12 protein-coding genes and 2 pseudogenes are annotated in these 15,346 nt (G+C 33.8%); all 14 read left to right on the top strand.

All coding sequences use genetic code 11. The features are described 5' to 3' along the window. Position 1 precedes the first annotated feature (1 nt). Positions 2–1,021 (top strand): UDP-glucose 4-epimerase GalE, encoded by a 1,020-nt coding sequence (gene galE / locus GKP30_RS08655; protein WP_216829032.1) that lies wholly within the window; start codon positions 2–4, stop codon positions 1,019–1,021. A gap of 48 nt (positions 1,022–1,069) precedes the next feature. Continuing rightward, a pseudogene (locus tag GKP30_RS23465) lies at positions 1,070–2,245 on the top strand (glycosyltransferase family 4 protein). Beyond that, a complete protein-coding gene (locus tag GKP30_RS08640; RefSeq protein ID WP_236034978.1) occupies positions 2,242–3,069 on the top strand; it encodes a glycosyltransferase in 828 nt (275 codons plus the stop codon). Before GKP30_RS23465 ends, GKP30_RS08640 begins: the two are co-directional and overlap by 4 nt. 298 nt (positions 3,070–3,367) lie before the next feature. Further along, positions 3,368–3,493 carry a hypothetical protein gene (locus tag GKP30_RS23755; protein WP_268884679.1) on the top strand — a complete coding sequence of 42 codons (126 nt, stop codon included), beginning with the start codon at positions 3,368–3,370 and terminating at the stop codon, positions 3,491–3,493. Between the two features lie 735 nt (positions 3,494–4,228). After that, complete coding sequence (locus GKP30_RS08635) at positions 4,229–4,384, top strand: hypothetical protein (protein ID WP_216829030.1); 156 nt, start codon at positions 4,229–4,231, stop codon at positions 4,382–4,384. 28 nt (positions 4,385–4,412) lie between these two features. Further along, positions 4,413–7,292: a hyaluronate lyase N-terminal domain-containing protein gene (locus GKP30_RS23460; protein WP_236034977.1), complete on the top strand. Its 2,880-nt coding sequence runs from the start codon at positions 4,413–4,415 to the stop codon at positions 7,290–7,292. A gap of 289 nt (positions 7,293–7,581) precedes the next feature. Continuing rightward, positions 7,582–9,522: a lasso peptide isopeptide bond-forming cyclase gene (locus GKP30_RS08625; RefSeq protein WP_216829029.1), complete on the top strand. Its 1,941-nt coding sequence runs from the start codon at positions 7,582–7,584 to the stop codon at positions 9,520–9,522. 14 nt (positions 9,523–9,536) lie between these two features. Continuing rightward, entirely contained in the window at positions 9,537–9,692 is a 156-nt protein-coding gene (locus GKP30_RS08620) for a paeninodin family lasso peptide (protein ID WP_216829028.1), read from the top strand. 454 nt (positions 9,693–10,146) lie between these two features. Further along, positions 10,147–12,102: an asparagine synthase-related protein gene (locus GKP30_RS08615; RefSeq protein ID WP_216829027.1), complete on the top strand. Its 1,956-nt coding sequence runs from the start codon at positions 10,147–10,149 to the stop codon at positions 12,100–12,102. A gap of 14 nt (positions 12,103–12,116) precedes the next feature. Then, a pseudogene (locus GKP30_RS23455) lies at positions 12,117–12,200 on the top strand (paeninodin family lasso peptide); the annotation flags it as partial. 227 nt (positions 12,201–12,427) lie between these two features. Then, entirely contained in the window at positions 12,428–13,366 is a 939-nt protein-coding gene (locus GKP30_RS08605; RefSeq protein ID WP_216829025.1) for an aldolase, read from the top strand. Next, a complete protein-coding gene (locus GKP30_RS08600) occupies positions 13,363–13,662 on the top strand; it encodes a lasso peptide biosynthesis PqqD family chaperone (protein WP_216829024.1) in 300 nt (99 codons plus the stop codon). Before GKP30_RS08605 ends, GKP30_RS08600 begins: the two co-directional genes overlap by 4 nt. Before the next feature lie 33 nt (positions 13,663–13,695). After that, entirely contained in the window at positions 13,696–14,172 is a 477-nt protein-coding gene (locus GKP30_RS08595) for a lasso peptide biosynthesis B2 protein (RefSeq protein ID WP_216829023.1), read from the top strand. After that, positions 14,165–15,337, top strand: a complete 1,173-nt coding sequence (locus GKP30_RS08590; RefSeq protein ID WP_216829022.1) for a nucleotidyltransferase domain-containing protein — start codon at positions 14,165–14,167, stop codon at positions 15,335–15,337. The genes GKP30_RS08595 and GKP30_RS08590 overlap by 8 nt, the downstream gene beginning before the upstream one ends. Positions 15,338–15,346: the final 9 nt, after the last annotated feature.

Raw genomic sequence — 15,346 nt, 5'->3', positions numbered from 1 at the left:
AATGAAAGTATTAGTAACAGGCGGTGTAGGATATATAGGTTCACATACTTGTGTTGAGTTATTGAATGCAGGATATGAGGTTGTCGTTGTTGATAATTTAATGAATAGTAAACAAGAGGCATTAGAAAGAGTGAAGGATATTACGGGTAAGGGAGTACTGTTCTATAATGTAGACTTACTAGATAAAGAAGCACTTAGCAAGGTGTTCTTAGAACATGAGATAAGGGCTGTTATTCACTTTGCTGGACTTAAAGCAGTAGGAGAGTCTGTTTTTTTACCATTGAAATACTACCACAATAATATTACTGGGACACTTATTTTATGTGAGGTGATGGAAGAGTTTGGAGTTCACCAAATGGTTTTTAGTTCATCTGCCACTGTCTATGGACTTCAGGATTGTGTCCCATTTCATGAAGGCTTAACTCTTCAGGCAACCAATCCTTATGGAAGAACAAAACTGATGATAGAAGAGATATTACAAGATGTCTATGATTCTAATAATAACTGGGGAATTGCTTTATTGCGTTACTTTAACCCAGTAGGTGCTCACTTGAGTGGGGTGATAGGAGAAGATCCAAACGGGATACCGAATAATTTGTTTCCGTACATCACTCAAGTAGCAGTAGGGAAGCTAGAAAAACTAAGTGTTTTTGGTGGCGATTATCCTACACATGATGGTACGGGTGTACGAGACTATATCCATGTTGTTGATTTAGCCATTGGCCATTTAAAAGCATTAGAACATGTTCTAAATACAACTGGAGTCAATGCATATAATTTAGGAACAGGTAAAGGTTATAGTGTTCTCGAAATGATCCACTCTTTTGAAAAAACAACTGGTAAGAAAATCCCTTACCAAATCACTGAACGTCGATCAGGTGACATAGCTATTAGTTATGGGGATCCTTCGAAAGCGAAAAAGGAGTTAGGGTGGGAAGCTGTAAAAGGAATAGATGAGATTTGTGAGGATGCCTGGCGATGGCAATCCAAAAATCCAAATGGGTATGAAACAAAATTGTAAAGGCAAGTTACAAGATAGTGATAGATTACTAAAAGAGAGCGTGAGAATGTGAATAAGGTTAAGCTCTGTGTTGTAACAACAACCTCGATAACAATTAGAAGCTTTCTGATAGAACAACTAGAATTTCTAACGAATAATGGCTTTGATGTTACGGTTATTTGTGACGAAGATGAAGAGTTGAGAAGAGAGTTACCTAAAGGTATTCAATATCTATCCATTAGAATGAAGAGGGGATTGGCCCCATTCGGTGCTTTAAAAAGTATCTATCTTCTCTATCAAACATTTAAGGAAGAAAAATATGACATTGTGCAATATTCCACACCTAATGCTGCTCTATATACTTCACTTGCTTCCTATTTAACAAAAACTCCCGTTCGTTTATATTGCCAGTGGGGTATTAGGTATGTTGGTTTTAAAGGGCTGCGTAGAAAGCTTTTTAAGATGATTGAAATGATCGTTTGTTCGTTATCCACCTCTATACAGCCTGATAGTTTAGGCAACCTTTCTTTCAGTCATCAAGAAAACCTTTATACCGCTGAGAATAGTAAAGTAATTGGGAACGGTAGTGCAAACGGAGTCAACCTTTTAAAGTTTGCTGTTTCTAAAAGAGAATATTGGAGTCGTGAAATTCGCCAAAAATATAATCTACTAGAAAGCGATATTATCTTTGGTTTTACAGGAAGAGTAACGAAAGATAAGGGAATTAATGAACTTTTAGAGGCATTTCAGGTTCTATCAAAAAAAATCAATAACGTGAAGCTATTAATCGTTGGCCCGAGTGAGAACTATGGTATAGACTCGAGCTTATATGATTGATCCAAGCAAAGTAATTCCGTTATTTATTGTGGATATACAGATCAAGTCGAGAAGTATTATGCGGCTATGGATGTGTTTGTTTTACCAAGTTACCGTGAAGGTTTTGGCACTGTTGTTATTGAGGCGGAAGCTATGGGTGTTCCTGTGATAGTGTCCGATATTCCTGGTCCTACGGATGCGATGCTAGAAGGAATAACGGGAATGGTCGTACCAAAAGCTGAAGTGGAGCCATTAATAGAAGCGATGAAGAAAATGTTAGATACTTCACTTCGAAAAGAGATGGGAAAACATGCGGTGAAGTTTGTATGTAAAAAATTTGAACAAAAAAAACATTGGCAACATATTCTTAATGATCGCAAACAACTTGTAGCTGAGTTAGAGAACGGCAAAAGGGAGGGTTCCCTTTGACTATACAGCTGAAAGTATCCATCATTATGGGGGTATATAATGATGCACAAACCTTAAATGAAAGTATAGATTCATTATTAAGCCAAACCTATACCAATTGGGAATTAATTATCTGTGATGATGGTTCATCTGATGAAAGCTACCAAATATCAAAGCGGTACGAAAAGATATATTCGAATATTAAGGTAATTAAAAATGATCAAAACCAAGGACTAGCGTCTAGTCTTAACCGTTGTCTAGAATATTGCAAGGGCGAATATATTGCCAGGCAGGATGCTGATGATCGTTCTCTTCCTACTCGTTTAGAAGAAGAGGTGGAGATATTAAATCAATATCCTAAATTTGATATTGTCAGTACTGGGATGAGGTTTTTTGATGAAAATGGTACCTGGGGAGAAATCCGCCCTGTTAAAGAGCCATTAGCAGCTGATTTCATTATTCAATCTCCTTTTTGTCATGCCCCATCTATGGTCCGACGCAAAGCTCTGTTAGCTGTAAATGGGTATGATGTTACTAAAAAGACGTTACGAGTAGAAGATTATAACCTATGGTTTCGGATGTACGCAAACGGTTCTCGTGGACGAAATATTATCGAACCTCTATATGAAGTACGAGATGATCGACATGCCATTAATCGAAGAAAATACTCATTGAGGATCAAAGAAGCTTATGTTCGTTTCACTGGTTACAGAATGTTATGTTTACCAAAGTCTTCTTATATATATATTTTAAGACCACTTATTGTAGGTTTACTACCAGCGAGTGTTTATAGATTTCTTCGTAAGTTTAGATATATGAGACACGAAAAAATAGTAGCCAAATAAACATACAATATAGGGGTATTATCATAAAAGGTTGCTGACATATGTAATCAGCAGCCTTTTTGGTATGTTACTTTTGAGCATCTGTTCGTACTTAAAATATTTTTCTTTAATTCAAGGAGTGGCATTATAGAGTCTATTGTCTTCGATAATATAGGGAGAAGTATTTTTCCCAGAATAAATCTTAGAAATTCCTTAGTTTTCAAGATTTGATTTGATTAAATAGTATTTTTTCTTATCGTGTTCTAAGCCCTTTAACTATCTGAAATAGTAAATAACCATTTGGATGGAACAAAAATTTATGCCTACAATTACGCAAAGCTTTCAAGAAAATAATACGAATAATGAATTAGCAGCTTTCCTCGGTCATAATTTAGTAGGCACTGATATGGAGTTTACGGATAGTTTTCATAGAACCACCATTTGATAAACCATCCCCTGTGAAATTTATTACTTTCACGTTATCAAACGTAATTTTATTTCCCACACTCAGAATAATTCCAATGCCATGCTCATGAGTTCCTTTTCTTGAATAGTCATGAGTGTCTTTATCCCCTTTTAAAGTTACATTTTAAACGAAAGGTCAAACGTGTAGCAACTTATAAGAAGAATAATCATTCGTTTCTTTTTGTACTACAGCCTTTTCATCTAACCAGAATGTGACGTTATAAAACATCTCAATGTGACTATATTTGTCTATTAGATAAGTACCTTCAGGGACTGTGAAAACAGTATAGTTGTTTTCACTTCCTAATTGAAGTGCGTCATTGATCCCTTTAGTTGTTTTAATAGGGGGAGTCCCATTGTTGTATATCTTCCATTCCTTTAAGTCTAATTCATAAATGGTTTCATCTATTGTAAAACATTGTGAGAAGGTCTTGTTTTCCTGGAACTGATAGAAATGTTATTTGTACATAAAAAAGGGAAAAAAACATGTCAATACATACATTGCAATTTTTTTCATATAGCATATACCTATATTATAGCATTCAATCTATTACCTAGACTTTTCATTAATCCAAAACATATACATTTTAAGTATTGGTAGGTCCCCAGAGTATTAAACTTTTTGACAAAAACTCAACTTAAGTAGTAAGGAGCACAAGAAATTGATTTTTTATTTAATATAGATAAATTAAGAGGAGAATTGGAGGTGCATAAAATGAAATTTGGAAATGTAAATAGAACCTCTATTCCATCTAATATTACAAAAATTGATGGTGGCAATTTTATAACGATTGTAATAGATGGTGGTAACTTTTTAAGTGAACCAAATAACCTTAGTATAAACGGAGGTTATTTTGACGAATTAGCTTAAGAATGAAAAACTTTGTGGAGGGATATAAATGTCTTATAAGATTCAAATAAGGCGTGGACTAAAAGCTGATTTACCAGCATTAGATGAAGGCGAGTTAGGATTATGTACAGATACTGGTGAATTGTTTATCGGTACAAGTGAGGGAAACCGTCAATTAGGTGACCATACAGAGATACATGAGGTACTGAGCTCAAAAGTAGATCATGAAGAATTGTTGAATCAGTTAAAAGGCTTAACTAACGGACTCAGTAATAAAGTTGATGCTCAATATGTTGTTGAGCAATTAGAAAATAAAGCGGACGCAGATCATCAACATATCCTAGAGGATATTTTAGATGTTGATTTAACAATAAGTGAGCCGAAGAATGGAGATGTACTATCATTTCAAAACGGTACATGGAAGCCTTCACCAATGACTACTCCTCCGCCAGGAGAAGGTTCTTCTATTACGAGTGCGGTGTATATGATTGAGCTCGAAAGATGGGGAATTACAGAAGGAATACCTTCTAAACCTTATACGAACGATAATTATTATATGGCAGATGCAAATGTTCAAGGTATAAATCAAGCTTTAAATTACGCTTATAATAATGGATTTACACAAGTAGTCCTTCCTAGAGGGCAATATGCAATATGTTATCCTCGAACGATACAAATGCAGAGTCAGCTATCCTTTCACCTTAATCAATCGGTTCTAAAGGTGATTTATGACTCAGATAGTAAATCTCCATTTGATACACGGACAGGAACGGATTATTACAACTTTACAGGAACAAGTATAACTTTTAGTAATGTGACAAATGCACATTTAATTGGTGGAACAATAATCGGCTGTAGAGCTGACCGTAGTTTTGTGAATTCAAACGAGAGAAGACAGGAACACACTTATGGTGTCTTACTATCTCGTGGAACCAATCATAGCTCAGTAAAGCACTGTATTGTTAGAGATTATATGGGTGATGGTATTTCTATGGATAGTAGGTCTCCATCAGAGTTAGCTGAATTTAATTTGAATTTGTCATTAAACAGTATTGATAATTCGACAGGTGAATTGATTAGCTCGAATAATTCATTAGCATCAGGGTTTATTAGTTTACGAGACTATCCTTCTTTTCAAGTCACTGGGTTTGGGTATACCCGTACAACAAATATTCTTACTAAAGAAGTAGATGTTTTTTTCTACAGAGAAGATAATACCTACTTACAAAAAAGGCAAATGAATAGAAAAATTTATACACCGATTTCTATCCCAGTTGGTGCAAGAAAAGTTAGATTTGTTTTTAGGCAAGAAACGAATCCTTTGAAGAATATGGGAATCACATTGAGATTTGGTAATCCTCCACATCATAATGTTATAGAGCATAATGAAGTATTTGCTAACCATCGGGGAGGAATTACTCTCGGAGGCAGTTATAATATTATACAGCATAATGTAATTAGGGACAATGGATTTAATACGTTAGATGATAAACCACTTTTTAACGATCCAACTAGATATGGGATAAATCAAGAAGACTCCTATGGAGACAATTGTGTCATTAGACATAATCTTATCTATAACACCAATCACGCCATTTTAGCAGGTTGTTATTCCATACACATTGAAAATAATCATATATACAATGTATCTGGGATTGGAATAAATCTTTACACGTTATCATTTGCTACAGTGAAAGGTAACTATATATATAGATGTGGCACGAGTGCTTTTGGGTTAATGACTACGAATTTACCTGGTGCTCATGTCCATATTACTGATAATAGTGTTCATAATACCAATATTAACTTAAACATTTCCAATGGCTATACACTATATGTTAGAGGAAATACTTTTGTTGATATCCCAATGATAAATATGCCTGCTAACACGGTAACTGATGCATTTAAAGAAAATGCACTTAAATATACGGGGCATTATTTAGGAAATGAGCCTGTACTACGCATAGATAAAATAGAGAATTGTACATTTGTATTTAATTCAAATTCTCTTCTGCAGGTACGTTTAATAACTACTAGCATATCGGGATCAGTGTTTAATAGTATTGGTTTATATTTAGATACAAGAAATAGTAACACAGTTGAGGGAGAAATATCTATTCATGACTGTACTTTTAATAATAGTAGAATAGATAATCATATTTTTGGAGGAAAGAAAAGAGCGGTTAATGTTACGGATAGTGTTTTTCAAAATTCAAGGCTATATGTTGGTAATATTAACACACCACATGAAAATCCACTATTGACTGTAGATAATAGTAAGTTTTTAATAAATACAATTACTACTCTAATCAATAATGATATCAATAATGAAGATGGTTATGGGATTATCAAAATAAGGAACTCTAATATTGAAATTGCTAATGCTAACTTTAATCCATTAATTACTAACGCTTTTACGAGGAGAACGTTTGAATTCCATATGAAAAATTGTAACTTAAGATATACAGGTGAAGGACCTTTAAATCTTGTGTATTACAGTAGACCAACAAGTATGAGAAAATTTGTATCCGCAAATAATCACTTTTTAAATATTAACCTTCCTGTAGAAGATCCCGATTTATTTATCGGATACGATCCTGAAACTCATAGCACGAATAAACCTAGTTCGGGTTATTATATGTTAAGCCAAATTATAAAAAATGCAAAACCGGAAGTGGGAAATTATATTGGCTGGGTTTGTATTCATGAAGGTTATGCTAGTCAAAATTTCTGGACTGCAAATACTAGTTACTCTATTGGAACACTTGTTACTTCTAATAATAACGTGTATGAATGTACGGTAAGTGGAGTAACGGGAACGCTCTCTCCATCCCATACTTCTGGAAGTTATATTGATGGAACCGTCACATGGAAATATAAGGGGAGTAGTGCATTATTCGAACCTTTTGGGTTAATTGGAAGTAACTAATTACAATAAAATCAATTGTTAATAACTTTACCACTATGTAAAGTTACCTATATATTATTACCTTTAGCTTTCCTTTTGGAAGGCTTTTTTGTAGTTTTATAAATTATTGTTAATCATATTGACACTTATATTAGAAAATGATATCTTAGTATTGTTCTTTATTAAGAACAGAGTTTCAAGGATAATACAAAAACATTTCAATAATAGGAGTCTTTTTGTATTAATTGTTCTTACTAAAGATCAATTATTGGTTTGGAATTGACAAGCATGTTTTATTTGGGGGGAAAAAATGAGTGCTATAGCTGGAATTTACAACATTAATAAAGAGCCTATTAGAATAGAGCATATGAATAGCATGATGTCCTCTTTACAAGTTTTCCCTGCTAACGATACAAGAACATATTATAAAGAAAATCTCTTCCTAGGTTGCCATATGCAATGGGTTACTCCCGAGTCGGTTTTTGAGCAGTTACCTTTTTACGATCGACAGAGGCAATTGATTATTACAGCAGATGCTATTATAGATAATCGCCAAGAGCTATTTGATAAATTAAATATTGAACAATCAAACCAAAAAAAAATTTCTGACAGTCAGTTAATTTTACTTGCTTATAATAAGTGGGGAGAAGAGTCACCAAAGTATTTAGTAGGTGATTTTGCGTATATGATATGGGATGAAAAAAAACAAAAGCTTTTTGGTGCGAGAGACTTTTCAGGAAGTAGGACTCTTTATTATTTTAAAGATAACGAGTATTTTGCTTTTTGCACAGCTATTAATCCGTTATTGTCGTTACCATATGTAGAGAAAAGGTTAAATGAACAATGGTTAGCTGAATTTCTTGGAATTGCAGGAATGATTGATACGGTAGATGCTTCCATTACTCCTTTTAATAAAATTGATCAAGTTCCTCCATCCTATAGTATTTCGATAGTAGGTAATCAAGTCAAACTTAAAAGATATTGTATATTAAAAAATGAGTGTACTCTTAAGTTAAAATCGAATGAAGAATATATAGAAGCATTCCAAGATGTTTTTCAACAGGCTGTTAATTCACGTTTGCGGACTCACCTTGAGGTTGGGGCACAACTTAGCGGTGGATTAGATTCAGGTTCAATTGTAGCTTTCTCTGCAGATCCTCTTCGAAAGGAAAATAAGGCACTACATACATTCAGTTATGTTCCTCCTAGTGATTTTAATGATTTTACCCCTAGGAATCTTATGCCTGACGAGACTTCCTTTATTCGCTCAACTGTTGAATATGTTGGTGGAATAAAGGATCACTATTTAAATTTTGATGGAAGAGATCCATATTCAGAAATGGATGATTTTCTTGACATTATGGAAATGCCTTATAAATTTTTCGAAAATTCTTTTTGGCTTAAAGGAATGTTTGAAAAAGCTCATGAGTCAAATGTTGGAATATTATTAAATGGTGGTAGAGGAAATTTGACAATATCTTGGGGGTCGGCCATAGATTATTATTCCATTTTATTAAAAAAATTTAAATGGCTTCGTCTTTTTCAAGAATTAAATCAGTATAGCCAAAAAGCTGGAGGAGCTCGCCTTAGAAGAATTCCCTTTATTGCCAAAAAAGCATTTCCATTTTTGCAGGAAATAATTCCTTCAAAAATTTCGTACTCTAACCCAATGCTTATTAACCCAGAGTTTGCTAGTGAAATAGATGTTTTTAGTAAACTAAAAAAGCACGGTATGGATGAGTCTGGCTGGTTTTCATCACAAAATATTTATGAACAAAGAAAAAGGCATTTTGAGGATGTATTTCATTGGAATGCTAGTAATACATTAGCAACCAAATTGTCATTAAGGTTCCCACTGTGGAAAAGGGATCCTACTAATGATCTTCGAGTGGTTCGTTTTTGTTTATCATTACCAGAGGATCAATATGTTCAAAATGGGCTAGATCGTGCTCTGATTCGGAGAGCAACCGAAAGTTATTTGCCAGATAAAGTACGTTTAAATCAACGAATTCGTGGTGTGCAAGGTGCGGATTGGGTCCATAGAATGTCACCTGTCTGGACAATTTTCATTGAGGAAATTAATCAGCTTATTAGTAATAAAACATCTATGTATTATTTAAATGGACAAGTAGTTAAAAATGCCTTTGAAAAAGCAAGAAATGGAGTTCATCCTGATTATGTTAAAGACCCAAGTAGTAAAGTACTTATGCGTAGTTTAATAGTTCATAGATTTCTAAGAAAGTTTACTTGAAAGGGGGTGACAATATGAAAAAGCAATGGTGCAAACCAGAATTAGAAGTTTTAAATGTTAATGAAACAATGGCTTCAACTGTATGGGGACCATACACTGATGAAGCTTATGTTCCTGGTGAAGAAGTGGATAAAGAGGACCCTGGGACATGGAATCGTTTTACGAGCTAATCTATACTTAGTATCATTATTTTGCATTACTATCGAGTACTTTTCCCTTATATACTCTAAAGTGTATATAAGGGAACTTTTATTTCTGTATTTAAATTTATGGGCTGTTAGAGTTTAAAGTTGGTAAGGTTCATTTTATTTTTCAACCTTTTAGTCTTGGAAGCCTTGTGAATATAAAATTCCACACGATATTTTAAAATTAACGTATAACAATTGCTTTAAAACAGCAAAAAGTTATAAAAATGCTTTTTGGTTATTGACTTGTTTCAAAGATGATGTTAGTTTATGTATATAGTACTGTTCGTTATAAAGAATTAAGTGGAGTGGAATAGCTAAATATACCTAAATTAACTTGTTAAAAGATTATTTTTTTTATCTTTATGTTCTTTATCAAGAACTATTTATTAAAAAAAGATAATTGCCGTAGGAATAACAGGGCGGGTTGGAGGAACTAATGAGTGCGATAACTGGTGTCATTCATTTTAATAAGCAACCAATTAATAAAATACATAGAGACAGTTTATTAGAAATTTATAGTCAATATATTTTTGATGATATTGGTTTTTGGTTTAAGGAAAATGTCTTCCTAAGCTGTCATGCTCAATGGATCACACCAGAATCAATTGGAGAAAAACAACCTTATTATGATTATGTCCGTCAATTAGTTATAACATCTGACGCTATCATTGATAATCGAGAAGAATTATTCTCGAAGTTGCAGATACATTCTAACCAACAGAAATATATTTCTGACAGTCAGTTAATTTTACTGGCCTATGAAAAATGGGGAGAGGAAATTCCACAGTATTTATTAGGTGATTTTGCTTTTATGATTTGGGACGAGAAAAAGCAAAAACTATTTGGGGCAAGAGATTTTTCTGGAGCACGAACTCTTTATTTTTATAAGAATGACACTACATTTGTTTTTTCAACTACTATTAAACCACTCTTTTCATTACCTTATATTGAAAAAAAGATTAATGAAGAGTGGTTAGCTGAATTTTTAGTTATTCCTAGCATGGTTGAAGCTGTAGATATGAATTCAACAGTGTATAAATCCATTAAGCAACTCCCTCCGTCTCATACAATATCTGTAGTAGATGGAAAAGTAACAATAAATAAATATAACTTAATCGACTTTAATAATAAACTTCATTTGAAATCGAACCAGGAGTACGAAGAAGCTTTTAGAGAAGTATTTGAAAAAGCAGTGACTTCAAGGCTACGTACTTATGGTAAGGTTGGCGCACAACTCAGTGGTGGGTTAGATTCTGGATCTGTTGTTAGTTTTGCTGCAAATGCGTTGAAAAAAGAAAATAAAAGGTTAAATACATATAGCTTTATTCCAAGAGGAGATTTTGAAGATTGGACACCAAACTATTTTATTACAGATGAAAGACCCTTTATTAAAGAAACTGTTGATTATGTTGGCAATATTTCAGATCAATATATGAATTTTGCAGAAAAGAGCCCATTTGGAGAAATAAATGATTTTTTAGAACTGCTGGAAATGCCTTATAAATTTTTTGAAAATTCTTTTTGGTTGAAAGGTATTAATGAAAAAGCACAGGAACAAGGTATCAAAATTCTATTAAATGGGGCAAGAGGTAACCATTCTATATCCTTTGGATCTTGGAATTTGACCATTAACCATTACGCTTCTCTTTTAAAGAGATTAAAGTGGATACAGTTATATAACGAATTAAACTTATATTGTAAAAACTACCGAACAGGTAAATCGGTCATTCTTCCAGTGGTTGCTAAAAGAGCCTTTCCGTATATGTATCAAAGCTCCAAAACCAACACTGAATTAGATTACTCCTCCTCTTCAATAATAATAAGTCCAGAATTGGCTAAAAAAACGAATGTTTTTGAAAAGCTTAAAGCATATGAAGTAGACATCACAGGATACACGACTGAAGATGAATTTGACTTCAGAAAGAAGCATTTTGAACAGTTATACTCTTGGAATAAAACGGGCACAGTGACGACAAAATTATCCTTACGCTATTCTTTGTGGGATAGAGACCCAACGAATGATATTCGTGTCATACGCTTCTGTTTGGCAATCCCGAACGAGCAATATGTGCAAGGTGGGATGGAGAGGTCACTAGTAAGAAGAGCGATGGAAAACTACCTTCCTAATAAAGTAAGACTTGATCAACAAAAACGAGGACTACAGGGAGCAGATGTTATTCTACGTATGACATCAAAATGGAAGGAGTTTAGAGAGGAACTTCAACAGCTATCACAGGATCCGAACATTTCTAGCATTCTAAATAATGAACTAATAAAAAATGCCATTAAAGTAATTGGAGAGCAACCTAAACCCGAATTGTTATTTGACGAAAATTTTAGACTGTTGACACGAAGTCTAATTGTTTACAGATTTCTGAAAACTATGTATTGAAAGGAGGTGAGAATATGAAAAAAAACTGGAATCAACCAACCTTAGAAGTATTAGACATTAATATGACAATGGGTGGACCTGGTAATGCAATACCTGATAGTTACTGCACAAATAACCAGAACCACGAAACACATGATGGTCAATCAAACAATAGTTGTAAACAACTTGATAGCTAAAAATTAATGGAAGATACCTTTCCCCTTATACCTTAAGCAAGTATAAGGGATATTTTGGAGAGTTTCTAAATACAAAAATATTTAGAAGCTTTCTAAAGTATTTTTAGCTAAGAGAGTATAGTAGACTATAAAAAATGGAGGAAACATCATTGTTAAATGAAAGTAAATCTTTAATCTACAAAGGCTTTGGGTTTAATATATCTAGTGAAATTCCATTTCGAGAATTAAATATAGTCAACAGTTATGAAGAAGAAATTGATATAACAATTGAATTTGCAGATTTAACGAATATCTGGTTAGAATTGTCGAACGAAAACGATCCTTACTTTGTAATATATGAAAGCTTTATTTTGTTTCATATGCCCGAAACTGCGATCTTTCTAATTGAAGAAGGAAAGAGAATTTTTGTTTCTCCAATGAAAGGTGCACTCGATGACCACCTGCGGCTTTATCTCCTAGGTACGTGTATGGGCGGAATTTTAATGCAAAGGAAAATACTCCCACTTCACGGTAGTGCTATCGAAATTGATGGGAAAGCTTATGCGATTGTAGGTGATTCTGGTGCAGGTAAATCAACCCTTGCTTCTGCATTCTTGAAGAGAGGTTACCAATTAATAAGTGATGATGTGATCCCAGTTACATTGAATAATGAAAACATTCCCCATATAACACCAGCTTACCCACAGCAAAAGCTGTGGCAGGAAAGTTTGAATGAATTTGGAATGGAGTCTCACGAGTTCCGTAGGATCATTGATCGAGAAACCAAGTTTGCTATACCTGTTGTTTCTCAATTTACAGATGAAATCCTTCCATTGGTAGGCATTTTTGAATTAACGAAAACAGATTCAAACGAAATTAAGTTGTTACCAATCGAAAACTTACAAAGGTTTCAAACACTTTTCTACAATACGTATCGCAATTTTTTTATTGAAAGAGCTGGATTGATGGAATGGCATTTTGAAACATCTGCTAGGATAATTAATCAAATTGAATTTTTTCAAATTCATAGACCTGTTTCAAGTTTTACAGCACACACGTTAACAGATCTTATTCTCGACACTATTCAAAGGGAGGCAAAAGTCGTATGACAGAAAATAAAATTAAACTAAGTACCATTGTTAATCAAGGAGCTGGAAATATCGTAAGTGATATGGACGGGGAAAAAGTAATGTTAAGTATTTCTAAAGGAAAGTATTACAATTTGGGTGATATCGGTGGTGACATTTGGGAACTCCTCGAAAATCCCATATCAGTTGAAGAACTAGTTAACATCCTTTTAACACGTTATGAAGTTGAACGGTTTGATTGCGAAGAACAAGTAGTTTCATTCTTATCATTATTAGCGAAAGAGAATTTAATTCAAGTTAGAGAATTAGCGAGGTAATAAATGGTAGTCTGCTAGAGGTGATGAAGTGTTATGTTACAAAAAATAAAAGCATTTCTTTTACTCGATTTTAGAACTAAATTGATGTTTCTAGAGGCTTATCTTTATTTAGGATGGGGGCGTTTTCTTAAAGTTCTTCCATTTTCAAAGGTAGCTCCTTCACTTGGGGAGCCTATGCAAGAAACATCTAGAAAATTTCTCGAACATGAAAAAAAAGCCTTAGCCGAAGTGTCAAAGGCGATCCATATCATGAGCAAATATACATTTTGGGAAAGTCAATGTTTAGTGAAAGCTATTGCAGGAATGAAGATGCTCGAAAGACGTGGCATCGAGAGTACACTTTATCTTGGTACAGCAAAAAATGAACAAGGTTTATTAATTGCACATGCATGGTTACGCAGCGGTCCTTATTATGTATCTGGTGCAGAAGAAATGGAGAAGTTTACTGTTGTCAGTATATTTGCAAAAAAAATAAGTGATCGTAAAATTGAAGGAGACCATTATGGATAATATCAATTCTCTGAAAGTAGATCATATGCCTAGGGAATTAACTCTAATATTAGAGCTAATTAATCAACAGGATAACTCGGTAAATAGTAAGTTAAAAGAGGACATCAATTGGGATCTATTCGTTGATCTTGTTATGCATCACCGATTATATCCTTTGTTGTATTCGAAATTAAAGAAGGTCAATGATTTTGTTCCATTAGATGTAATACAGATGATGGGAGGTTATTATAAAAGAAATACATTCCAAATGCTACACCTTTGTGGTGAAATGGAACGAGTTAATGAGATTTTTTCTATAAAAGGCATTCCTCTTTTGTTCTTAAAGGGGCCCGTCATTTCTCAGTCATTATATGGGAATCTATCTCTACGTACATCCAGTGACATAGATTTTCTTATTCCTATAGACGAACTTAAAGAAGCTGAACAAATATTAGTTGAGTTAGGCTATGAAAAGGATGATTATATCGATACAGTATTAGAAGATTGGAGATGGAGACATCATCACGTTACTTATTTTCATTTACAAAAAGGGATTAAATTAGAAATTCATTGGCGACTACATCCAGGACCAGGTAAAGAACAATCGTTTCAGGAATTATGGGAACGAAAACAAATCAGTTCATACACTCGTTATCCAGTCTATATGCTTGGAAATGAAGACCTGTTTCTATTTCTAGTTTCACATGGTGCTAGGCATGGGTGGTCAAGACTTCGTTGGTTAGTGGATATTCATATACTTTTACAAAAAGGTTTAGATTGGATAGGTCTTTACCAGCTTTTAAAACAATATCAAGTAAAACATATCGGCGGTCAAGCAATTATTTTATCTCAACAATTACTTCAAACGAGGCTTCCTCGCGATCTAAAATCTGCTCTTATTAATAAACGGTCCATCAAATTAGCTCAAGAGTCAATCTTTTATTTAGAACGGATGGTTAATCTTCATACTGACCCAGTTCCGGAAGAAGTGTCAATCTATCATAAACGGTACTTGTTTTCTTTAATGTCTTATCAGCAAAAATTATTGTTTATCTTAAGTTTCTTGTATCCTTATCCAGAGGATGCCCAAACCTTGCCGTTACCTAAGCCACTTCACTTCTTGTATTTTCCATTACGTCCATTTCTATGGGCATGGAGAAAAACAAGAAAGCATGCTGTTTCATAGGGGGACCTT

Source organism: Alkalihalobacterium elongatum (assembly GCF_019024285.1).
Classification (GTDB): domain Bacteria; phylum Bacillota; class Bacilli; order Bacillales; family Bacillaceae_F; genus Alkalihalobacterium; species Alkalihalobacterium elongatum.
This window is presented reverse-complemented; position numbering and strand designations above follow the sequence as displayed.